We start from the raw sequence: 20,347 nt of genomic DNA on the forward strand, positions 1-20,347 counted from the left end.
GATCCCGCCATGGACGCCTCCCTGGTCGGCCGCGACGCGGTGGTCGAGCAGGTGTGGCGCGCCCTGCTCGGCGGGGCGCCGGCCCTGCTCGAAGGCCCCAGCGGCATCGGCAAGACCACCCTCTGGCGAGCCCTGGTGGCGCGTGCCCGGCAGGCCGGCTGGACCGTGCTGACCAGCGCGCCCACCGAGGCCGAGGCGGCCCTGCCGTACGCGGCGCTGGCCGACGTGCTGCGGCCGCTGGCCCGCCACGTGCCGGCCCTGCCCCCGCCGCAGCGGAACGCCGCCGACGTGGTGCTGCTGACCGGCGACCACGACGAGGCGGTCGACGAGCGGGCGGTGGGCGCAGCCACGCGTACCCTGCTCGACGCCGCGACCGGTGGCGACGCGCGGGTCCTGCTCGCCGTGGACGACGCGCCCTGGCTGGATCCGCCGAGCGAGCGGGCGCTGCGGTTCGCGCTGCGCCGCCTGACCCGGCGGCCCGCCGTCCTGGTCGCCCGCCGCACCGGGGAGGCCGGACCGGCCCCCGTGCCGCTCGGCCTCGACGAGGACCCGACCGGCCACCACCCGCTCCGCCGGGTGGACCTGCCGCCGCTCGGCGCGGTCGAGCTGCACCGCATCGTCCGGGCGCGGCTGGGCGGCACGCTCAGCCGTCCCCTGCTCGCCCGGCTGGCCCGGGACGCCGACGGCAACCCGCTGCTCGCCATCGAACTGGCCCGCGCGGTGCTGCGGCTGCCCCGGCCACCCGGGCCGGACGAGGACCTGCCCGTGCCGTCCTCGCTGCGCCACCTGCTCGCCGACACCCTGCGCGCGCTGCCCGGCCCCGGCCGCCACGCGGTACGCCTGGCCGCGCTGCTGACCGTGCCCACCGGCAAGGACCTGGCCGCCGCCGGTGTGCCGGTCGAGGCACTCGACGCGGCCGAGGACGCCGGCCTGGTCGTCGTCACGCCGGACCGCATCGAGTTCGCCCATCCCCGCTACGCCGCCGCGGTGCGCGATAGCATCCCGCCCGGCGTCCGGCGCCGGCTGCACGGCGTGCTGGCCGACGCGGTGTCCGACCCGGACGAACGGGCCCGGCAGCTCGCCCGGTGCGCCGTCGCGCCGGACGCCGTGGTCGCCGCCGACCTGGCCGCCGCCGCGGCGCGGCACCGGCAGCGCGGCGCACCCGCCCTCGCCGCCGAGTGGTACGACCGGGCCGCCGAGCTGACCCCGCCGGAGGCGACCGCCGAGCGGGACCGCCGCCGCCTCGACGCGGTGCAGTGCCGCCTGGACAGCGGCGACTACGCGGCGGCCGGCCGGGCGGCCGAGGCCGCCGCCGCCGGGCTGACGGGCCCGGCCCACGCCGAGTCCCTGCTGCTGCGGGCCATGGTCGCCTGGTGCGTCGACGACCTGCCCGGCGCGGTCGCCGTCGCCGAGCGGGCGCTGGCCGCCGCGGACCCCGGCGGCCGGCTGGCCGGGCGGATCCACGCCCACCTCACCCTGTTCCACGACGCGCCGGAGCCCGCCCGCCGGCACGCCGAGGCGGCGATCGCCCGGCTCACCGACCGGGACGAGCACCGCCCGCTGCTCACGGCCGCGCTGCTGCTGCTCTTCTTCCACGAGGTACGCGCCGGCCGGCCGGCCCGCACCGACCTGCTCGACCGGGCGCTGGCCCTGGAGGCCGGCGAACCGTCCTTCCTGGCCGGCTCGATCCCGGCCATCTGGTGGAAGGCGGTCGACGACCACGACCGGGCGCGCACCCGGCTGCACCGCATGCTGGACCGGGCCGTGGCCCGCGGTGACGAACCCTGGCAGCACGAGACGCTCACCCACCTCGGCGAGGCGGAGCTGCTGGCCGGAAGGTTCACCGCCGCCGGCGCGCACATCGCCGCCGCCCGGGACCTGGGCGAGCAGCTCGGCACCGGCCTGGTGGGCGAGACCTGGCTGGCCGGGATGCTCGACGCGCACCGGGGGCGCCTGGCCGAGGCCGGCGCGGTGGCCGCGGCGGGGCTGCGCCGGGCCGACGAGTTCGACGACGCCTGGTGCCGGCGCATCCACCACCAGCTCGCCGGCCTGGTCGCGCTCTCCGCCGGCGAGTGGGGCACGGCCGCGGCCGCGTACGGGGCGCTGGCCGTCGAGCTGGACGTCTCGGGCATCGCCGAGCCGCTGGCGCAGCGCTTCGAACCGGACTGGATCGAGGCGTGCGTCGGCGCGGGCGACCTGGCGACGGCGGCGACGGCGTACGACCGGCTCGCCGAGCGGCACGGGCGGCTGGCCCGCCCGTGGACCGCCCTCGGCCTCGCCCGCAGCCGGGTGCTGCTGGACAGCGCGAGCGGCGCCGACCCGGCGCCGGCGCTGGCCGCGCTGGTCGCCGCCCGCGCCGCCGTGCCGGCGGACGTGCTGCCGCTGGACCGGGCCCGCTGCCTGCTGGCCGCCGGCCGGGCACACCGGCGCGCCCGCCGGCGGCGGGAGGCCCGGGAGGCCCTGGAGGCGGCGGTCGCCGAGTTCGACGCGCTGGGGGCCGTCGCCTTCGCCGAACGGGCGCAGGCGGAACTGGCCCGGGTCGGCCGGCGGGCCCCCACGTCGACCGCGCTGACCGCCACCGAGGAGCGGGTGGCCCGGCTCGCCGCCCGGGGGCAGACGAACCGGGCCATCGCCGACGCGCTGTTCATCAGCCCGAAGACCGTGGAGGCGAACCTCGCCCGGGTCTACCGGAAGCTGGGCATCTCCACCCGCGCCGAGCTGGGCGCGGCCATGGGCCGGCCGGCACCCCGCTGACCCGGGCGCGGCCCGTCGTCAGTGCACGGCGACGGCGACCGCGGCCGGCTCGACCGCGGCCAGCCGGGCCGGCCGGACCACGGTGAGCAGCACGACCAGGGCCACGGCCATGCCACCGGCCACCACGGCGGCCATGGCCACACTGCCGGTGCCCAGCACACCGACCAGCGGCGCGGCGAGCGCGCCGACACCGAACTGGACGGCGCCCAGCAGCGCGGCGGCCGTGCCGGCCGCCTCACCGTGCCGGGACAGCGCCAGGGCCGGCGCGTTGGGCATGGCGAGCCCGGCCGCGGCGAGCACCACCCAGAGGGCGGCCAGCACGGCCGGCAGGCCGCCGACGCCGGTGGCCGCGAAACCCACCAGCACCAGCCCGGCCGCGGTGCCGACGGTCAGCGCGGTGACCAGGATCCGCTGCGGGGTGTACCGGCGCAGGAGCCGCACGTTGAGCTGCGTGGCGGTGATGAGCCCGACCGCTCCGGCGCCGAACGCGAGCCCGAACTGCTGCTCGTCCAACCCGTACCGCTCCTGGAAGACGAACGACGACCCGGCCACGTACGCGAAGAGCGCCGCCATGGCGAGCCCGGTGACCAGCACGAGCCCGACGAACGTCCGGTCCCGCAGCAGCGCCCGGTAGTCCCGGCCGACGGCGGCGACGCCACCGTGGCGGCGGCGCTCCGGCGGCAGGGTCTCCCGGAGCCCGACCGCCGCGACCACGACCAGCAGCAGCCCGAAGACCGCGAGGGCCACGAACACGCCCCGCCAGTCCGACCAGCGCAGCAGCCCGCTGCCGAGGGTGGGCGCCAGGATCGGCGCCGCGCCCATCACCAGCATGAGCCGGGAGAACAGCCGGGCGAACGCGGCGCCGCTGAACAGGTCGCGGACCACGGCCGTCGCGACCACCGAGGTGGCCGCCACGCCGAGCCCCTGGAGGATCCGGAGCACGCCCACCACCTGCACGGTCGGCGCGACCACGCAGAGCAGCGAGGCCAGGATGTGCAGCGCGATCCCGGCGAGCAGCGGCAGGCGCCGGCCCACCGCGTCGGAGAGCGGGCCGATCAGCAACTGGCCGAGGGCGAGCCCGGCGAGGGTGCCGGTGAGGGTGAGCTGCACGGCGGCCGAGGTGGTCTCCAGGTCCGCCGTGATGGCCGGCAGCGCGGGCAGGTACATGTCGATGGTCAGCGGCCCGATGGCGATCAGCGAGCCGAGCACCAGCACGAGGCGCGCCTGCTGCCCGCGGCTCATCAAATCACCCGGTGTCTCGGCGGTCGGGGCGGGAGAGGACTGCGCAGTGGTCACACCTGGCAGCAAATCATCGAGGCCGGATCTCATTCCCGCCGTCGCCGAAGGTGCCCCAGGTCACATCGGCTCGTTGAACCGTCCGCCGCATGTCGCAGCGGGAGGAGAGACACGTGCCCGAGTACCCCCAGCCGGCCGCCGAGGTCGGCCGGATCGAGCCGGCGCCCCGCCGGATCCGCGCCTTCCTGGCCGGCGAGCTGGTCCTGGACACCGGCCGGGCGCGGTACGTGTGGGAGTGGCCGCCCTACCCGCAGTACTACGTCCCCGCCGCCGACGTCCGCCGGAACCTGCTGGTCGACGAGGAACGCACCGAGGAGACGCCGCTCGGCACGGCACGGCTGCACGGGCTGCGGATCGGCGAGTTCGCGCGCGCCTCCTGCGCCCGGTGGTACGGCGCCGACGCGCCGCCCGGGCTGGCCGACACCATCCGGTTCGACTGGTCCGCCCTGGACGCGTGGTTCGAGGAGGACGAGGAGGTCTTCGTCCACCCCCGCAACCCGTACTCCCGGGTCGACGCGCTGCGCTCCACCCGCCGGGTCCGGGTCGAGCTGGACGGGACGGTGCTGGCCGAGTCGACCGCGCCGGTGCTGGTCTTCGAGACCGGCCTGCCGACCCGCTACTACCTGAGCCGCACCGCCGTGGACTTCCGGCACCTGGTGCCGTCACGGACCCGGACCGCCTGCCCGTACAAGGGACGCACCAGCGGCTACTGGTCGGTGCGCGCCGGCGACCGGGTCCACCCGGATCTGGCCTGGTCGTACGACTACCCCACCGCCGCGCTACGGCCGATCGCCGGGCTGGTGGCCTTCTACAACGAGAAGGTCGACCTCATCGTGGACGGGAAACGCCTCGCCCGGCCCCGGACGCACTTCTCCTGACCCGGCGGTCGAGGCCCGGGTCACCCCTTGCGGCCGGTGGTGGCGATGCCCTCCACGAAGTGCCGCTGGGCCAGGAAGAACAGGATGATCATGGGCACGGTGGCGATCACGCTGCCGGCCAGGACGATCTCCCATTGCTGCTCGCCGCCGTACCCGAACCGGTCGAGGATCACCTTGAGCCCGCGGGGCAGGGTGTAGAGCTGCTCGTTGCGCAGGTAGATGAGCGGCTTGATGAGGTCGGTCCAGCTCGCCTTGAACTCGAAGACGAACGCCACGAGCAGCGCCGGGCGGATCAGCGGGAAGGCCAGCTTCCAGAACAGCTGCGGATAGCTCGCCCCGTCGACCCGGGCCGCCTCGAAGTACTCGCGGGGCAGGGAGAGGAAGAACTGCCGCAGCAGGAAGATGTAGAACGCCGACCCGAAGAGGTTGCCGGCCCAGAGCGGCACCTGGGTGTCGACCAGGCCGAGCCGGTTCCAGATCAGGTAGGTCGGGATCATGGTGACCGCGAACGGCAGCATCATCGTGGCGAGCACGAGACCGAAGAGCAGGTTCCGGCCGGGGAACCGGAAGTACGCGAACCCGAACGCCACCCAGGCGCTGGACAGGGTCGCCGCGGCGGCTGCCGCCACCCCCACCACCACGCTGTTGAACAGCCAGGTGAGCAGCGGCATGGCCTGCCAGGCCTCGGCGTAGTTGTCCGGCGCGAACGGGGTGGGCAGGAAGCCGGGGGCGAAGACGTACTCGCGGGGCCGCAGCGAGGCGCTGACCAGCCAGACGAACGGCAGCATGAAGATCACCGCCGCGGCCACCAGGGCGACGACGAACAGGATCCGCTGCCAGCGCGGCCGCCGGCCGTCCTCCCGGGCCTCCGGCCGGGGCGCCGCCACCGGCGCCACCGCGGTGCTCGCGATGCCGCTGCCCACCGGCTGACTCGTCGTGGTCACCGGTCCTCCCCCTCGTAGTAGACGAACCGGTTGCTCAGCTTCACCTGCACGGCCGTGATGATCAGGATGATCAGGAAGAGCAGCCAGGCCATCGCCGAGGCGAAGCCCATGTGCAGGAACTGGAACGCCTCCTGGAACAGGTGGATCACGTAGAACGACGCCGCGTCGCTGTTGAACGAGCCCTGCGTCTGCCGGTTCCCGAAGTACATGGTGTAGACCTCGGTGAACATCTGCAGCGACGCGATCGTGTTGACGATCAACGTGAAGAACAGCGAGCCGGAGATCATCGGCAGGGTCACGTGGCGGAACCGCGCCCACGCGCCGGCCCCGTCGAGGTCGGCGGCCTCGTACAGGTCGCGGGGCACGTTCTGCAACGCGGCCAGGTAGATGATGACCGTCGAGCCGAGGCTCCACAGGCTCATGAGCACGATGCCGGGCATGACCCAGCCCGGGTCGGTGGTCCAGCTCGGACCGTCGATCCCGAGCAGCGCCAGGCCACGGTTGATCAGGCCGTCCTGGGTGTTGAGCAGCAGCAGGAACAGGATGCCGACGGCCACCGCCGGAGTCATCACCGGCAGGTAGAACACGGTACGGAAGAAGCCCTGCCAGCGGCCCACCCGCTTGAGCAGCAGGGCCAGCCCGAGCGAGATCAGCATCACCAGCGGCACGTGCAGCGCCGTGTAGTAGACGGTGTTGCCGAGGCTGCGCGCCACCTGCGGGTCCGCCACGAGCTGCCGGTAGTTGTCCAGCCCGGTCCAGCGCGGCGCGTTGATGACGTCGTACTCGGTGAAGCTGAGCCACAGGCTGGCGACCATCGGGCCGGCCGTGAACACGAGGAACCCGACGATCCAGGGCGCCAGGAAGACGTACGCCCAGCGGGCCTCCCGCCGGGCCAGCGGCGTGCGGCGCCGCCGGCCCGGTACGGGAGGGGTGACGGTGGTGGCCATGGCCGGGCTCAGCCCGCGGCCTTGTCCAGCGCGGCGGTCGCCTCCTGCTGGGCCCGGGCCAGCGCCTCGGCCGGCTGCGCCTGCCCGGAGAGCACCCGGTTCACGGCGTCGGTCCACGCCTTGTCGAACTCGGCGCCGGCCGGCGAGGCGGGCATCGCGAACGCGGCGTCCTGGGCCTCGCGGATGGTCGCCACCGCGTCGTCGAAGCGCTTGTTGCCGGTCGGCTGGTACAGCTCGTCGAAGATCTTCTTGTCGGCGGCCGTGTTGCCGGTCCAGACGCCGGTGAACGGCAGGTTGGCCGCCTTGCGGGCCTCGGCCCGGGCCTTCGCGGCGGCGAACCAGGTGTCGGTGGCGGTCATCTGCTTGACGAAGGCGCAGGCCGCGTCCGGGTTCTTCGCGCCCTTGGTGACCACCCAGGCCTGGCCGGAGGACATGGTCAGCGGCTTGCCCTGCCGGTCCACGAAGGGCTTCACGACCAGTTCGGCCTTGGGGCTGTTCTTGGCGGCCTGGTTGAGGAACCACTCCTCCATGGGCCACGCGGCGATCTGGTTCTTGGCGAGGGGGTTCTGGGCGCCGAAGAAGTCGAAGGTGTCCCGGAACGACTTGAACCTGCCCCAGCCGCCCTGGTCCTGGATGAGCTTCACGCCGGTGGTCAGCGCCTCGACCACCTTCGGGTCGGTCAGGTTGGCCTTGGCGCCGTCCGCCGAGATCATCTCGGCGCCGTTGGCCTTGGCCCACATGGGCAGGAACTCGGGGATCTTCGGGTCGATGCCGATCCGGCTGAGCCGGCCACCGGAGACCTTGGCCAGCTTCGTGTTGACCGCCGGCAGGCTCGCCCAGTCGGCGAGGTTGACGTCGTCGGCCGTCAGGCCGGCCTGCTTCAGCAGCGCCTCGTTGAGATAGAGCACCCGCACCTGGGAGAACTCGGGGATGCCGTAGACCGTGCCGTCGAGGGTGACCTGGTCCTTGGCGGCCTGCCGGTACTGCCCCAGGTCGATCTGCTGCTTCTCGACGCAGTCGGTGAGCGGCTGGATCGAGCCACGCTTGGCGTACGTGCCGATGAGCTTGCGGTCCATGTAGACGAGGTCCGGCGGGTTGCCCGAGGCGACCGCCGACAGGAACTGCTGCTCGTCGAAGGCGCCCTCGGTGATGTTCAGCCGGACGTCCGGGTGGTCCTTCTTGAAGGCGTCCACGCGCGTCTTGGCGATCTCGTCGGAGAGGCCGAAGCCCATGGTGCTCAAGGCGCCGCTGCCCTTGCTGTCGCCACCGCCGGAGTCACCCCCGCCGCCAACTCCGCCGCAGCCGCTGAGCGCCAGGGTCAGCACCCCGGCCAACGCGGTCGCCCGCAGTCTCCGTGACATGGCCACCTCCCGTAGTCGCACGGGCCACCCTGCCCGCGCGACCTGCACTTCTCCGGTTCCCGGAAATTTCAAACCCGGTTCGGAGAAGTCGTTGATCGATCGATATCAACCGCCCTCCGGAGGGGGCGGACCGGCGTTCGTCCCGCGCCGCCCCGACCGCCGCTCGACGGCGACCGCGGCGAGCAGGAGCAGGCCGAGCACGCCGAGCGCCCCGGCGGGCGGCAGCACCACCCCGGACGGCAGCAGGAGCAGGACCAGCACGACGACGGCCCGCTGCGCCGGCGGGACCGGCTGCCCGGTGAGCCGGAGGAAGAGCAGCCGGCCGCCCAGGAAGAGCGCGGCGCCCCCGTACAGGGCCACCGAGGCGGACCAGCTCATCGTCGCGCCCTCGGCGTGCGCGCCGCCGCCGTGACCGCCGGCGACGAGGGCCAGCACCTGTTCGACGCCGAGCGACAGGTAGATGACGCCGGTGATCAGCAGCAGGTGGGTCTGGCTGTAGGCGTCCGAGGCGATCCGGTCCCGCCGCTCCCCCGTCGCCGTGGCGAGCACCCGGGCGGCGGCCGGTCCGGCCCGGTCGAAGTAGAGCCACCACAGGCAGGAGGTGACCGCGAAGCCGACCAGCGCCACGCCGAGGACCGGCAGCCGGGTCACCGCCGACCCGGCGCCCACCCCGGCGGCGACCAGCGACTCGCCGAGCGCGATGATCAGCACGAGGCCGTGCCGCTCGGTGAAGTGGCTGGCGCTGCGCAGCGGCCAGGTGCCGCGCCGCGCGTAGGACAGGCGCTGCCCGCCGATCTCGACGACGAACGCCGCCACCCACAGCACGGCGTGCGCGGTCCCGCTGAGCAACGCGCCGAGCAGCAGCGGCACCCAGCCGACGGCGCTGACCGCCGCGAAGAACCGGATCCGCGCCCGCAGCCCGGGCACCCCGGCCGCCGCCCAGTGATAGAGCCCCAGGTGGACGACGCGGAGCAGCACGTAGGCGAGCGCGACGAGCAGCGGCCCGTCCAGGCCCGGCCCGGACGTCCAGGCCTCGGGCATGGCCAGCGCGGCCACGAACAGCGCCGCCATCGCGACCAGGAACCCGCCGCGGACCACCCCGACCTCGGCCCGCGTGTGGTTGCCCAACCAGGTGTACGAGGACCAGGCGATCCAGAGCAGCACGAGCAGGATCAGCCCCTGCCCCATGGTGGCCGGGGTGGCCCGCTGCCCGATCAGCGACATGATGCGGGTGAGCGCGAAGACGAAGACCAGGTCGAAGAAGATCTCGAACGGCGTGACCCGGCGCCCGGCCGGCGCGGGGGCGGGCGGGCGCGGCCACGACGGACGCCACCGTGCCCCGTCCCGCCCCACGTCGTCGCCCCTCTGCCGCCCCCGACCGGTCGCCTCCGCCGACGGTAGGCGGCGCGGCGGGAGCGGTGCGCGGATTCGGGTGATTGGCCGGGTGCGCGGTCACGCCCCCGCGGGGTCACCCCACGCGGCCCGCACGAGGGCCGGGAGCACGCGGGCCGCCGGTCCGTGCAGGTTCACCGCGCACACCGCGTCCAGCGGCGTCTCCTCCGGGTTGACCTGGATCACGGTGCCGCCCCGGCGGGCCGCGACCTGCGGGATCTCGGCGGCCGGATACACGAGGCCGGACGTGCCGACGGTGAGCAGCACGTCGCACCGGTACGCCGCCTCGACGGCGGCCGCGAAGGCCGGCTCGGGCAGCGCCTCGCCGAACCACACGACCCCGGGCCGAACCGGCGCGGCGCAGTGCCCGCAGCGGGGCGGCTCGAGCCGCCGGCCCTCCCCCGGCTCCGCACCGGCCCCGGGCGCGGGGGCCGGCTCGGCGCAGGCCGAGCAGCGCGGCGTGAGCAGGCTGCCGTGGAGGTGGACCGTGGCGGCGGACCCGGCCCGCTCGTGCAGGTCGTCGACGTTCTGGGTGACCACCACCGTGTCCGGCACCCGGGCGGCCAGGGCGGCCACGGCCCGGTGCCCCGGGTTCGGCTCGGCGCGGCCGACGGCGGCGCGCCGCCACTCGTACCAGCCCCAGACCAGCGCCGGATCGGCGCGGAACGCCTCCGGGGTGGCGAGGGCCTGCGGGTCGAACCGTTCCCACAGGCCCGTGAGTGCGTCCCGGAAGGTGGGGACACCGCTCTCCGCCGACATGCCGGCGCCGGTGAACACCACCAGCCGCCGCGCCCCCGCGAGCGCCTCCGCCGCATCCGCCAGGTCCATCCGCTCCGGCTTCCGTCGGCCGGTCATCGCGTGACGGTCAGGTGGACGTCCACCCGGTCACCCAACGCGATCCCCTCGGCCCGGCGGACCGCGGTCTTCACCGGCACGATGTAGCGCCCGTCCTTGGGCCAGAGCGACGTCTCCCATCCGGTCCCGCCGATCCGCGCGGTCACCGGGATCATCCCCCAGCCGTACGTGACCGACGCCGAGGCCGCCTCCAGCTCACCGCACAGCTCGTCGGGCACCGTGACGAAGTGCCACGGCGCGGGCCCCCGCCAGAACCACACCTCGCCGCTGAACTCCAGCTCCACCCGATCAGGATAGGCGTCGATCCCGTCCGGCCCGCAGCACCCGCACCGCGACCAGCACCGACGCGGCGCCTGGGCGGCTCAGAGGTTCATCGGCTCGGGGTCGGTGGCCAGCTGACGGAACCGCACGCGGGGGTCGGGCACCAGCCGCCGGGAGGCCAGGTCGAGAAGGCCGCCCACACCGGTGATGGTGGCGACCGGGGTGCCGTCCGGGCGGGTCAGGTCCTGCACGATCTGGAACGTCTTCCCCTCGCCCCAGCGGAACTCGCAGGACACGTCCACCTCGTCGCCGCCGCGCAGCTCCCGCAGGTAGCGCAGGGTGACCTCCAGGGCCACCGGCCCCACGCCGCCGGCGAGGAGCCGGTCCTGCGGGATGCCGGCGGCGCGCAGGCACTCCCACCGGGCGTGCTCGCCGTACTGGAGGTAGACGGCCTGGTTCAGGTGGCCCTGGGTGTCGAGTTCGTAGCCGCGGACGGTGACGCGCACCCGGAACGGATCTCCCATGGCGTCGAGCCTACCGACGGGAACGACATCACCCGGCGGTCTCGTCGGGCCGCCCGAGCTGCGCGACGTGGGTCGGGTCGAGGACCCGGGAGAGGAACGAGCGGGTCCGCTCGTGCCGCGGCGCGCCCAGCACCTCCTCCGGCGGCCCCTGCTCGACCACCACACCACCGTCCATGAACACCACCCGGTCCGCGACGTCCCGGGCGAAGGCCATCTCGTGGGTCACCACCATCATGGTCATGCCGTCCTCGGCCAGCTTGCGCATGACGGTGAGGACGTCGCCGACCAGCTCGGGGTCGAGCGCGGAGGTCGGCTCGTCGAAGAGCATCAGCTGGGGGTCCATCGACAGCGACCGGGCGATGGCGACCCGCTGCTGCTGACCGCCGGAGAGCTGGGCCGGGAACGCCCCGGCCTTGTCGCTCAGGCCGACCCGGTCCAGGTTGGCCCGCGCGACCCGCTCGGCCTCGGCGCGGCCGCGCCGCAGCACCCGGCGCTGGGCGATGGTGAGGTTGTCCAGCACGGTCAGGTGCGGGAAGAGGTTGAACGACTGGAAGACCATGCCGATGCCGCGGCGCACGGCGTCGATCTCGACGTCCGGGTCGGTCATCTCGGTGCCGTTCACCCAGATCTTGCCGGCGGTCGGTTCCTCCAGCAGGTTGACGCAGCGCAGCAGCGTCGACTTGCCGGACCCGGACGGCCCGATGACGCAGACCACCTCGCCGTGGCCGACCTCGAAGTCGATGCCCTTGAGCACCTCGAGCGGCCCGAAGGACTTGTGCAGGTCGCGGATCTCGACGGCGGGCTGGGACGGGCTGGTCGTCATGGGGTCACCGGGCCTTGGCGTAGCGGAGTTCGAGGCGGCGTACCACCTGCGAGAGCGGCAGGGTGATGATCAGGTAGGTGAGCCCGGCCACCAGCAGCGGCGTGGCGTTCACCCGGTCGTTGAGGGTGTCCCGGCCGAACTTCGTGACCTCGATGGTCTGCGCCGTCACGCCCAGCACGTAGGCGAGCGACGAGTCCTTGGTGAGCAGGATCAGCTCGTTGGTCAGCGGCGGGATGACGATCCGGAACGCCTGCGGGATGACGATCGTGCGCATCGCCGTGAAGTGCGACATGCCGAGGGTGCGCGCCGCCTCCATCTGACCCTTCGGCACGGCCTGGATGCCGGCCCGGATGGTCTCGGCCATGTACGCGGCGGCGGTCAGGCCCAGACCGATGGCGATCGACCCGAACACGCCGCCGGGGATCTCCCGCTCGGGGAAGGCGATGGGGATGCCGTAGCCGACCAGGAACAGCACCAGCAGCGCGGGCAGGCCCCGGAACAGCTCGATGTAGGCCGTGGCCACCCACCGGTACGGCGCCACCCGGGACAGCCGCATCAGCGCCAGGACGGTGCCGAAGACCAACCCGAAGGCGAAGGCGCCCAGGGTGTAGAGGATCGTGTTGCGCAGCGCGACGGTGATGATCGTCGGGAACATCGACTCGATGATGTCGACGCGGAAGAACGCCTCCCGCAGGCGGCCCCAGTCCGCCGCGAAGATCACCACGGCGATGACGGCCACGAAGGCCAGGTACTGGAGCCAGAGGGACAGCCGCTCTCGCTGGCGGCGTCGCAGCTTCACGTTCGGCGCTCCTAGGACGGTGCGGAGGGGTGCCGGAGCGGAGGGCGCGCGGGGCGCGCCCTCCGGCCGGGTGGGTGGCTCAGGCGTTCGGCTTCTTGCCGATCCACTTCTCGTAGATCGTGTCGTAGGTGCCGTCCTGCTTCGCCTTGGCGAGCACCTCGTTGATCTTCTTGAGCAGCTCGGGGTTGCCGTCCTTCTTCACCGAGAAGCCGTACTGCTCACCGGTGTCGAACTCGGCGGTCACCTCGAACCCGCCCTGGTGCTCCTTGATGTACTCGGTCCAGACCGGCAGGTCGTTGATGGCGGCCTCGACCTGGCCGTTGGCGAGGGCCTGCTGCTCGGCGGCGAGGTCCTCGAACTCGACGAGCTGGAGGCCCTTCTCGTCGGCGAGCTTCTTGGCGTAGTCGCGGCCGGTGGTCGCGGCCTGGACGCCGACCTTCTTGCCCCGCAGGTCGTCGAGCGACTTGTACGGCTTGCCGGTCTTCACGAGCATCGCCTGGGTCGCGTCGAAGTAGGGGTCGGAGAAGTTCATGACCTTCTGCCGCTCCTCGGTGATGGTCATGCCGGCGGCGGCCGCGTCGCACTTGCCGGTGTTCAGGTCCTGGCCGGACTTGATCCCCTCGAACGGCGTGTCGACGATCGCCTGCTCGACACCCAGCTCCTTGGCGACCAGGTCCATGACGTCGACGTCGAACCCGACCACCTTGCCGCCCGCGTCCTTCGACTGGAACGGGGCGTACGGCAGGTGGGTGCAGACGGTGAGCTTGCCCTTCTCGACGAGCTTGACGCCGCTCGCCTGGGTCTCGCCGTCCTCCTTCTTGGCGCATCCCGCGCTCGCCGCGAGGGCGGCGATCGCCACGACGACGCCGACCCTGCGGACTGCGCTCTGGAACGTCACGGCAGTGTCCCTCCGTTCGACCCTGGTAGGACAGCCAGCCAGGGGTGGTGCAAAGACGATGTGCCAGGGGACGCTACCCGATCGGTGGGGGCCCACCAAGATCATGGCGGGCGGCCGCACCCAAGCTGTGACCGATTCCGCCGAGTGAACCCGGCACTCGGGCACGCAACCGGACGGACCTTGCGGGCAAGGACTGAATGGTGGTTCACTTCTTGCGTGGCGTACCGGAGCACCGAGCGGGTGAAGGCCCGGCTGAGCGCCTCGCGCGAGCGGATCATCGCGGCCGCGCTGGAGATCATGGCCGGCCACGGCTACGCGGGGTGCTCGGTCGCGGCCGTGGCCGAGCGCGCCGGCGTCGCGACGGGCACCGTCTACCGCCACTTCCCCACCAAGGCCGACCTCTTCGCCGAGGTCTTCCGCACCGCCTCGCAGCGGGAGGTGGACGCCGTGGCGCGGGCCGCCGCGCAGCGGGCCACCGCCGCCGCGCAGATGTCGGCCGTCGTCGAGACGTTCGCGGGCCGCGCCTTGCAGTCCCCCCGGCTGGCGTACGCGCTGCTCGCCGAGCCGGTCGACCCGGCGGTCGACGCCGAGCGGCTCACCTTCCGCCGCGCCTACGCCGACCTGATCGCCGGTCACGTGGCGGCGGGGGTGGCGAGCGGCGAACTGCCGGCGCAGGACCCCCACCTGACCGCGACCGCGCTGGTCGGCGCCCTGGCCGAGGCCATGGTCGGCCCGCTGGCCGCCGGTGTCGCCGGCCCCGGCACCATCCCCGACCTGATCAGGTTCATCCACCGCGCGCTGGGAGTTTCGCCGTGATCACACACGAGGTCCGCAACCAGGTCCCCCCGCTGGCCGGTCACGACGCGGCGGACGACCCGGCACTGCTCGACGGGCTGGTCCGGGAGGGCGCCGGCTGGGCCACCGCCGAGGTGCGCGAGCTCGGCCGGCTCGGCGGCGCCGCGGCGGCGATCGAGCACGGGCGGCTGGCGAACGAGCACCCGCCGGTCCTGCGCACCCACGACCGCTCCGGCCACCGGATCGACGAGGTGGAGTTCCACCCGTCCTGGCACGAGCTGATGCGCACGGCGGTCACCCACGGCCTGCACGCCGCGCCGTGGGCCGACGGCCGGCCGGGCGCCCACGTGGCCCGGGCGGCCAAGTTCTACGTGTGGCGGCCCGATGCCGGGCACGGCTGCCCGATCTCGATGACCTACGCGGCCGTGCCGGCGCTGCGGCACGCCCCGGACCTGGCCGCGCGCTACGAGCCGCTGCTCGCCGCGACGGAGTACGACTTCGGGCTGCGCGCGCCGCTGACCAAGCGGGGCCTGCTGGCCGGCATGTCGATGACCGAGAAGCAGGGCGGGTCGGACGTGCGGGCCAATTCCACGGTCGCCCACCCCGACCCGGACGGCACCTACCGGCTCGTCGGGCACAAGTGGTTCACCTCGGCGCCGATGTGCGACGTCTTCCTCACCCTGGCCCAGGCACCGGGCGGGCTCACCTGCTTCCTCGTCCCGCGGGTCCTGCCGGACGGCACGCGCAACCCGCTGCGGCTCATGCGGCTCAAGGACAAGCTCGGCAACCGGTCCAACGCCTCGGCCGAGATCGAGTACGAGCACGCCGTCGCCTGGCGCGTCGGCGACGAGGGCCGGGGCGTGCGCACCATCATCGACATGGTCAACCTGACCCGCCTCGACTGCGTCATCGGAGCGGCGGCCGGGATGCGCCAGGGGCTGATCACCGCCGCCCACCACGCGACCCACCGGCGGACCTTCGGCCGCTATCTTGTCGACCAGCCGCTGATGCGCAACGTGCTCGCCGACCTCGCGGTCGAGTCCGAGGCCGCCACCGTCCTCATGATGCGCCTCGCCGGGGCGACCGACCGGTCCGCGCGCGGGGATGCCGGCGAGACCGCGTTCAAGCGGCTCGCCCTCGCCGTCGGCAAGTACTGGGTGTGCAAGCGCTGGCCGGCGCACTCCGCCGAGGCCCTGGAGTGCCTGGGCGGCAACGGCTACGTCGAGGAGTCGGGCATGCCGCGACTGTTCCGCGAGTCGCCGCTGAACTCGATCTGGGAGGGCTCCGGCAACGTCGCCGCGCTGGACGTGCTGCGCGCGGTGGCCCGGGAACCCCAGGTCGTGGAGGCGTTCCGGGCCGAGGTGAGCGCCGCAGCCGGCGCGGACCGGCGGCTCGACGCCGCCGTGCGCCGGGTGCAGGCCGACCTGTCCGACCCCGACGACCTCGAACTGCGGGCCCGCCGGGTGGTCGAGCGGCTCGCCCTGGTCCTGCAGGGCGCGCTGCTGGTGCGGCACGGCCACCCGGCCGTCGCCGACGCCTTCTGCGCCTCCCGCCTCGGTGGCGACCACGGCCAGGCGTTCGGCACCCTGCCGAGCGGGGTCGACTTCGCCGCGATCATCGCCCGGTCCGTGCCCAAGGTGGGCTGATCGGATCCATCGAAGAACATTGCCAGATCGACCTACGACAATGTAAGTTCTCGCCACAATCCGAGCTGAGGAGTGGCGGATGGCTCGCTGGCGTGGCATGACCCGGTCCGCGATCGTGCTGGCCGCCGTCCTGGCGGTGACCGCCCTGATCGCACCCTCCCCCGCTGCCGCCTGGGGATACGGCGTCAACCGGGTCCAGACGGCGGCGGAGGACTCGTGGGCGCAGACCGGCATGGGCCCGGGCTGGGTGCTGCTGAGCTACAAGGCCAACGGGCCGATGGTCGGCTATCTCTTCGCCCGTGACTTCGTCTTCGCCGACGGCGTCGTCAAGTCCAGCTTCGACCACATGGACATCCGCGACACCGGCGACGCCAGCGCTGGCAACACCGAGGGCATCACCCGCTGGCCGTGGGGCTACGCCGGGGGCAGCTTCGACGGGTGCGCCTACGCCTACGGCACGCGCAAGTTCGCCATCGAGCGCACCGGGTTCATGTCGTCGAGCTGCGCCGGCGGCCCCAACGTCGCCGGCTCCAGCAACGCCGACGGGTCCCCGGACCAGCTCCGCTGGTGGCACTCCGAGCAGGTCTTCTGCACCGCTAATGCGGTCGATCCGCTGTGCAGCCCGTACGGCGTGTGGAGCGAGAACAAGGGCGGCGGGCTCAAGGCCACCAGCGCCCGCACGACGTGCAGCGCGTTCGGCAACATCGGGGCCGCCGCGGCGTACGGTTCCGGAGCGGCCGTCCCCGTCCACCCGCTCGGCACGGCCCCGGCCGGCGCGCAGATCGACATCCGCTACGTCACCAAGGACCGCCAGTGGGTCATGGCGAAGTGGCGGGGGAACCGCTTCGCCGCCGGCATCGCCTGGGCGTTCCTACCCCGCTCCTGCGTCTGGTGACCCGGCGCCGACGATCCGCAACGCCATCTCGGCGTACCGGGCGGCGATGTACTCGGGGCTGAGGTCGCCGCCGTCCCGGTACCACCGGCCCACGTCGACGCCGAGGGACAGCAGGGCGGCGGCCGCCATCCGGGGGTCCGGGGTCTGGAAGACCCCGGCGCGGACGCCGGCCTCCACGAGCTGCCGGATCGCCTGCTCGATGTGGTGGCGGATCTCGCGGATCTCGGCCAGGTGGGCGGGGCTGAGCGCGGCCAGTTCGTAGTTGACCACCCGGGTGGTGGTGTGGTCGCGGGCGTGGGTCACGACGAAGTCGTGGACCACCCGCCGCAGCGCCGTGGCCGGATCGGCGGACGACGCGACCGCCTCCCGCACCAGCGCCAGCACGTGCTCGTGCCCCGACCGCGAGATCAGGTAGAGCAGTTCCTCCTTGGACCGGTGGTGCACGTAGAGCGCGGCGGGGCTCAGCCCGGCCGCGGCCGCGATGTCGCGGGTCGTCGTGCCGTGGAAGCCGCGCTCGGCGAACGCGGTGACGGCCGCGTCGAGCAGCCGGGCGCGCGTCGCGTCGGCGCGGGACTGCTCGGCACTGTCGGTCACCACGTCCATCCTCCCCCTCCTGACCCTCGGCCGGCATTGATACCACAACCGGCCCGGGCGGACCTGTTGACGACGCCCCGCACGCTGTCGCACACTCGCTCGGACACATTCTAAGCAAGCGCTTAGTAAGTTCGGAGGAGGTGGCCATGTCGGAGGCCCCGTCGAGCAGGTTCGCCGGCCGCACGGCGATCGTCACCGGTGCCAGCCGCGGCATCGGCCTGGCCATCGCCGAGCGGCTGGTCGCCGAGGGCGCCCGGGTGGTGGTCACGGGACGGAAGCAGGAGGCGCTGGACGAGGCGGTCGCGCGGCTGGGCGCCGGGCACGCGCTCGGCGTCGCCGGCCACGCCGACGACCCCGACCATCAGGCCGAGGTGGTGGCCCGGGCGGTCGAGACCTTCGGCAGCGCGGACCTCCTGGTCAACAACACCGGCATCAACCCGGCGTACGGGCCGCTGGTCGAGCTGGACCTGGCCGCGGCCCGGAAGGTCTTCGAGGTCAACTGCCTCGCCGCGCTGTCCTGGGTGCAGCAGGTCCACCGGGCCTGGATGGGCGGGCACGGTGGCGCGATCGTCAACGTCTCCTCGGTGGCCGGCGTCCGGCCGGCGTCCGGCATCGGCTTCTACGGCGCCAGCAAGGCGATGCTCACCCATCTCACCCAGCAGCTCGCCGTCGAGCTGGGCCCGGACATCCGGGTGAACGCGGTCGCCCCGGCCGTGGTGAAGACGAGGTTCGCCACCGCCCTGTACGAGGGTCGCGAGGAGCAGGTCGCGGCCGCGTACCCGCTCCGGCGGCTCGGCGTCCCCACCGACGTCGGCAGCGTCGTCGCGTTCCTGCTCTCCGAGGACGCCGCCTGGATCACCGGCCAGCTGCTCGTCGTCGACGGCGGCCTCACCCTGACCGGAGGTGTCTGATGCCGGTGCGGAACAAAGGCGTCGTCGTCACCGGCGCCGGCCACGGCATCGGCCGCGCGCTGGCCACGCGGCTCGCCGCCGAGGGCGCCCGGGTCGTGGTCAACGACCTCGACGCCGAGGCGGCCCGGCGGGTGGCCGAGGCCATCGGCGGCTTCGCGGCCCCCGGCGACGCCGCCGGCGAGCAGGGCGTCGCCGCGCTGGTCGGGACCGCCCGGGACCACCTGGGCGACATCGACATCTGGTTCGGCAACGCCGGCGTCGACCGCGGGCGGGGGCTGGACGCCGACGAGGCGGAGTGGGCCGCCAGCCACGACGTCAACGTCATGGCCCACGTCCGGGCCGCGCGGCTGCTGGTCCCCGCGTGGGTCGCGCGCGGCGCCGGCCGCTTCGTGGTGACCGCGTCGGCGGCCGGGCTGCTCACGACGCTCGGCAACCCGGCGTACGCGGTCAGCAAGCACGCCTGCGTCGCGTTCGCCGAGTGGCTGTCGGCGACCTACCGGCACCGGGGCGTCGTGGTGCAGGCCGTCTGCCCCCAGGGCGTACGGACCCGGATGCTCGACCGGACCGGGCCGCTGCGGGAGCTGATCAGCCGCGACGGGGCGCTCACCCCGGAGGACGTGGCCGAGGCGACGTGGCAGGCCCTGCACGACGACCGGTTCTTGGTCCTGCCGCACCCGCGGGTGGCCGACTACTACCGGCACCGGGCCACCGACACCGGCCGCTGGCTCGACGGCATGAACCGGCTCCAGCGACAGCTCGAGGACCAGGGGGCGCTGTGAAGGCATGGCAGGTGGCCGCGCTCGGCGAGCCCGTCGACGTGCTGCGGCTCGTCGACGTGGCCGATCCGGAGCCCGGCCCCGGGCAGCTCGTGGTGCGGGTGCTGGCCAGTCCGGCCAACTTCCCCGACGTGCTCATGTGCCGCGGGGAGTACCAGGTCCGCCCCGACCTTCCGTTCACCCCCGGGGTCGAACTGTGCGGCGAGGTCGTCGCGCTCGGCGCGGGTGTGGACGGGTTCGCCGTCGGCGACCGGGTGCTCGGCGGCGCGGCGCTGCCCCACGGCGGGTTCGCCGAGTTCGCGCTGCTGGATGCGGCGACCACCTTCCCCGCCCCCGCGGCGCTCGACGACGCCGAGGCGGCGGCCCTCTACATCGGCTACCAGACCGGCTGGTTCGGCCTGCACCGGCGGGCCGGGCTGCGCGCCGGCGAGACGCTGCTGGTGCACGCCGCGGCCGGCGGGGTCGGCAGCGCGGCGGTCCAGCTCGGCCGGGCCGCCGGCGCCCGGGTGATCGGCGTGGTGGGTGGCCCGGAGAAGGCGGCAGTGGCGCGTGCCCTCGGCGCCGACGTGGTGGTGGACCGGCGCGCCGAGGACTTCGTCGAGGTGGTGAAGGCCGAGACCGGTGGCCGGGGCGCCGACGTCGTCTACGACCCGGTGGGCGGGGACACCTACCAGCGGTCGACCAAGTGTGTCGCCTTCGAGGGGCGGATCCTCGTGGTCGGGTTCGCCGGTGGGCGGATCCAGTCCCCCGCCCTCAACCACGCCCTCGTGAAGAACTACTCGATCGTCGGCCTGCACTGGGGCCTCTACCACCGCCACGACCCCGCCGCCGTCGCCGAGTGCCATGACGCCCTCACCGCGCTGGCCGCCGAGGGCGCCGTACGGCCCCTCGTCAGCGAGCGGCTGCCGCTCGGCGAGGTGGCCGAAGGGGTGCAGCGGCTCGCCGACGGCTCCACGGTCGGCCGGGTGGTGTACGCCCCGTGACCGTCCACCTGCCCC

Annotated in this window: 20 protein-coding genes; 8 read left to right on the forward strand and 12 right to left on the reverse strand. The window is 73.9% G+C overall.

Annotated elements, in window-relative coordinates:
- Nucleotides 1–9 precede the first annotated feature (9 nt).
- The gene (locus tag GA0070214_RS02005; protein ID WP_091258356.1) at nucleotides 10–2,754 is read left to right on the forward strand and encodes an AAA family ATPase; all 2,745 of its coding nucleotides are present in this window, start codon (nucleotides 10–12) and stop codon (nucleotides 2,752–2,754) included.
- An 18-nt stretch (nucleotides 2,755–2,772) separates the two neighbouring features.
- Here the strand turns inward: GA0070214_RS02005 and GA0070214_RS02010 are convergent, their stop codons facing one another.
- Entirely contained in the window at nucleotides 2,773–3,996 is a 1,224-nt protein-coding gene (locus GA0070214_RS02010; RefSeq protein ID WP_091258358.1) for a multidrug effflux MFS transporter, read from the reverse strand.
- Nucleotides 3,997–4,163: 167 nt separating this feature from the next.
- Here GA0070214_RS02010 and GA0070214_RS02015 point away from each other — a divergent pair, with 167 nt between their 5' ends.
- On the forward strand, nucleotides 4,164–4,928 hold the full coding sequence (locus GA0070214_RS02015; RefSeq protein ID WP_208602615.1) for a DUF427 domain-containing protein: 765 nt from the start codon (nucleotides 4,164–4,166) through the stop codon (nucleotides 4,926–4,928).
- 20 nt (nucleotides 4,929–4,948) lie between these two features.
- On the opposite strand, the gene GA0070214_RS02020 is transcribed toward GA0070214_RS02015, so the two are convergent.
- The 10 genes from GA0070214_RS02020 to GA0070214_RS02065 form a co-directional block, all read right to left on the reverse strand.
- Nucleotides 4,949–5,872, reverse strand: coding sequence for a carbohydrate ABC transporter permease (locus tag GA0070214_RS02020; RefSeq protein WP_244167506.1), 924 nt, complete (start codon nucleotides 5,870–5,872; stop codon nucleotides 4,949–4,951).
- Nucleotides 5,869–6,819 carry a carbohydrate ABC transporter permease gene (locus GA0070214_RS02025; RefSeq protein WP_091258361.1) on the reverse strand — a complete coding sequence of 317 codons (951 nt, stop codon included), beginning with the start codon at nucleotides 6,817–6,819 and terminating at the stop codon, nucleotides 5,869–5,871. Before GA0070214_RS02025 ends, GA0070214_RS02020 begins: the two co-directional genes overlap by 4 nt.
- Before the next feature lie 8 nt (nucleotides 6,820–6,827).
- Nucleotides 6,828–8,180 (reverse strand): extracellular solute-binding protein, encoded by a 1,353-nt coding sequence (locus GA0070214_RS02030; RefSeq protein ID WP_091258363.1) that lies wholly within the window; start codon nucleotides 8,178–8,180, stop codon nucleotides 6,828–6,830.
- Between the two features lie 105 nt (nucleotides 8,181–8,285).
- Nucleotides 8,286–9,533, reverse strand: coding sequence for a low temperature requirement protein A (locus GA0070214_RS02035; RefSeq protein ID WP_091258365.1), 1,248 nt, complete (start codon nucleotides 9,531–9,533; stop codon nucleotides 8,286–8,288).
- 99 nt (nucleotides 9,534–9,632) lie between these two features.
- Nucleotides 9,633–10,427 (reverse strand): SIR2 family NAD-dependent protein deacylase, encoded by a 795-nt coding sequence (locus tag GA0070214_RS02040; RefSeq protein WP_091258367.1) that lies wholly within the window; start codon nucleotides 10,425–10,427, stop codon nucleotides 9,633–9,635.
- The gene (locus GA0070214_RS02045) at nucleotides 10,424–10,711 is read right to left on the reverse strand and encodes a DUF1905 domain-containing protein (RefSeq protein WP_091258368.1); all 288 of its coding nucleotides are present in this window, start codon (nucleotides 10,709–10,711) and stop codon (nucleotides 10,424–10,426) included. The genes GA0070214_RS02040 and GA0070214_RS02045 overlap by 4 nt, the downstream gene beginning before the upstream one ends.
- Nucleotides 10,712–10,789: 78 nt before the next feature.
- Nucleotides 10,790–11,212 carry an acyl-CoA thioesterase gene (locus GA0070214_RS02050; RefSeq protein ID WP_091258370.1) on the reverse strand — a complete coding sequence of 141 codons (423 nt, stop codon included), beginning with the start codon at nucleotides 11,210–11,212 and terminating at the stop codon, nucleotides 10,790–10,792.
- Nucleotides 11,213–11,240: 28 nt separating this feature from the next.
- Nucleotides 11,241–12,035 carry an amino acid ABC transporter ATP-binding protein gene (locus GA0070214_RS02055; protein WP_091258372.1) on the reverse strand — a complete coding sequence of 265 codons (795 nt, stop codon included), beginning with the start codon at nucleotides 12,033–12,035 and terminating at the stop codon, nucleotides 11,241–11,243.
- A 4-nt stretch (nucleotides 12,036–12,039) separates the two neighbouring features.
- Nucleotides 12,040–12,834, reverse strand: a complete 795-nt coding sequence (locus GA0070214_RS02060) for an amino acid ABC transporter permease (protein ID WP_091258375.1) — start codon at nucleotides 12,832–12,834, stop codon at nucleotides 12,040–12,042.
- Nucleotides 12,835–12,913: 79 nt separating this feature from the next.
- Nucleotides 12,914–13,732: a basic amino acid ABC transporter substrate-binding protein gene (locus GA0070214_RS02065; RefSeq protein WP_208602616.1), complete on the reverse strand. Its 819-nt coding sequence runs from the start codon at nucleotides 13,730–13,732 to the stop codon at nucleotides 12,914–12,916.
- A gap of 216 nt (nucleotides 13,733–13,948) precedes the next feature.
- Between GA0070214_RS02065 and GA0070214_RS02070 the strand changes: the two genes are divergently transcribed.
- The 3 genes from GA0070214_RS02070 to GA0070214_RS02080 all read left to right on the forward strand — a co-directional run bounded on the left by GA0070214_RS02070 (nucleotide 13,949) and on the right by GA0070214_RS02080 (nucleotide 17,068).
- Entirely contained in the window at nucleotides 13,949–14,548 is a 600-nt protein-coding gene (locus tag GA0070214_RS02070; RefSeq protein WP_091258379.1) for a TetR/AcrR family transcriptional regulator, read from the forward strand.
- Nucleotides 14,545–16,173 (forward strand): isovaleryl-CoA dehydrogenase, encoded by a 1,629-nt coding sequence (locus tag GA0070214_RS02075; RefSeq protein WP_091258382.1) that lies wholly within the window; start codon nucleotides 14,545–14,547, stop codon nucleotides 16,171–16,173. The genes GA0070214_RS02070 and GA0070214_RS02075 overlap by 4 nt, the downstream gene beginning before the upstream one ends.
- Nucleotides 16,174–16,252: 79 nt before the next feature.
- On the forward strand, nucleotides 16,253–17,068 hold the full coding sequence (locus tag GA0070214_RS02080; protein WP_139141733.1) for a hypothetical protein: 816 nt from the start codon (nucleotides 16,253–16,255) through the stop codon (nucleotides 17,066–17,068).
- On the opposite strand, the gene GA0070214_RS02085 is transcribed toward GA0070214_RS02080, so the two are convergent.
- Complete coding sequence (locus GA0070214_RS02085; protein ID WP_091259813.1) at nucleotides 17,045–17,662, reverse strand: TetR/AcrR family transcriptional regulator; 618 nt, start codon at nucleotides 17,660–17,662, stop codon at nucleotides 17,045–17,047. The two genes, GA0070214_RS02080 and GA0070214_RS02085, sit on opposite strands and share 24 nt — an antisense overlap.
- A 146-nt stretch (nucleotides 17,663–17,808) precedes the next feature.
- Here GA0070214_RS02085 and GA0070214_RS02090 point away from each other — a divergent pair, with 146 nt between their 5' ends.
- The 3 genes from GA0070214_RS02090 to GA0070214_RS02100 are packed head-to-tail and all read left to right on the forward strand — an operon-like array spanning nucleotide 17,809 to nucleotide 20,332.
- Nucleotides 17,809–18,573: an SDR family oxidoreductase gene (locus tag GA0070214_RS02090; RefSeq protein ID WP_091258386.1), complete on the forward strand. Its 765-nt coding sequence runs from the start codon at nucleotides 17,809–17,811 to the stop codon at nucleotides 18,571–18,573.
- Nucleotides 18,573–19,352, forward strand: coding sequence for an SDR family oxidoreductase (locus GA0070214_RS02095; protein ID WP_091258388.1), 780 nt, complete (start codon nucleotides 18,573–18,575; stop codon nucleotides 19,350–19,352). Before GA0070214_RS02090 ends, GA0070214_RS02095 begins: the two co-directional genes overlap by 1 nt.
- Complete coding sequence (locus GA0070214_RS02100) at nucleotides 19,349–20,332, forward strand: NADPH:quinone oxidoreductase family protein (RefSeq protein WP_091258390.1); 984 nt, start codon at nucleotides 19,349–19,351, stop codon at nucleotides 20,330–20,332. The genes GA0070214_RS02095 and GA0070214_RS02100 overlap by 4 nt, the downstream gene beginning before the upstream one ends.
- Nucleotides 20,333–20,347 lie beyond the last annotated feature (15 nt).

The organism is Micromonospora chaiyaphumensis, from assembly GCF_900091435.1.
Taxonomy (GTDB): domain Bacteria; phylum Actinomycetota; class Actinomycetes; order Mycobacteriales; family Micromonosporaceae; genus Micromonospora; species Micromonospora chaiyaphumensis.

Excerpts from the sequence above, each read along its gene's own strand:
- GA0070214_RS02005 (WP_091258356.1), top strand. The coding sequence starts at position 10 with ATGGACGCCTCCCTGGTCGGCCGCGACGCGGTGGTCGAGCAGGTGTGG.
- GA0070214_RS02055 (WP_091258372.1), bottom strand. The coding sequence starts at position 12,035 with ATGACGACCAGCCCGTCCCAGCCCGCCGTCGAGATCCGCGACCTGCAC.
- GA0070214_RS02090 (WP_091258386.1), top strand. The coding sequence starts at position 17,809 with ATGTCGGAGGCCCCGTCGAGCAGGTTCGCCGGCCGCACGGCGATCGTC.
- GA0070214_RS02040 (WP_091258367.1), bottom strand. The coding sequence starts at position 10,427 with ATGACCGGCCGACGGAAGCCGGAGCGGATGGACCTGGCGGATGCGGCG.
- GA0070214_RS02080 (WP_139141733.1), top strand. The coding sequence starts at position 16,253 with ATGGCTCGCTGGCGTGGCATGACCCGGTCCGCGATCGTGCTGGCCGCC.
- GA0070214_RS02050 (WP_091258370.1), bottom strand. The coding sequence starts at position 11,212 with ATGGGAGATCCGTTCCGGGTGCGCGTCACCGTCCGCGGCTACGAACTC.
- GA0070214_RS02010 (WP_091258358.1), bottom strand. The coding sequence starts at position 3,996 with ATGAGCCGCGGGCAGCAGGCGCGCCTCGTGCTGGTGCTCGGCTCGCTG.
- GA0070214_RS02025 (WP_091258361.1), bottom strand. The coding sequence starts at position 6,819 with ATGGCCACCACCGTCACCCCTCCCGTACCGGGCCGGCGGCGCCGCACG.
- GA0070214_RS02095 (WP_091258388.1), top strand. The coding sequence starts at position 18,573 with ATGCCGGTGCGGAACAAAGGCGTCGTCGTCACCGGCGCCGGCCACGGC.
- GA0070214_RS02030 (WP_091258363.1), bottom strand. The coding sequence starts at position 8,180 with ATGTCACGGAGACTGCGGGCGACCGCGTTGGCCGGGGTGCTGACCCTG.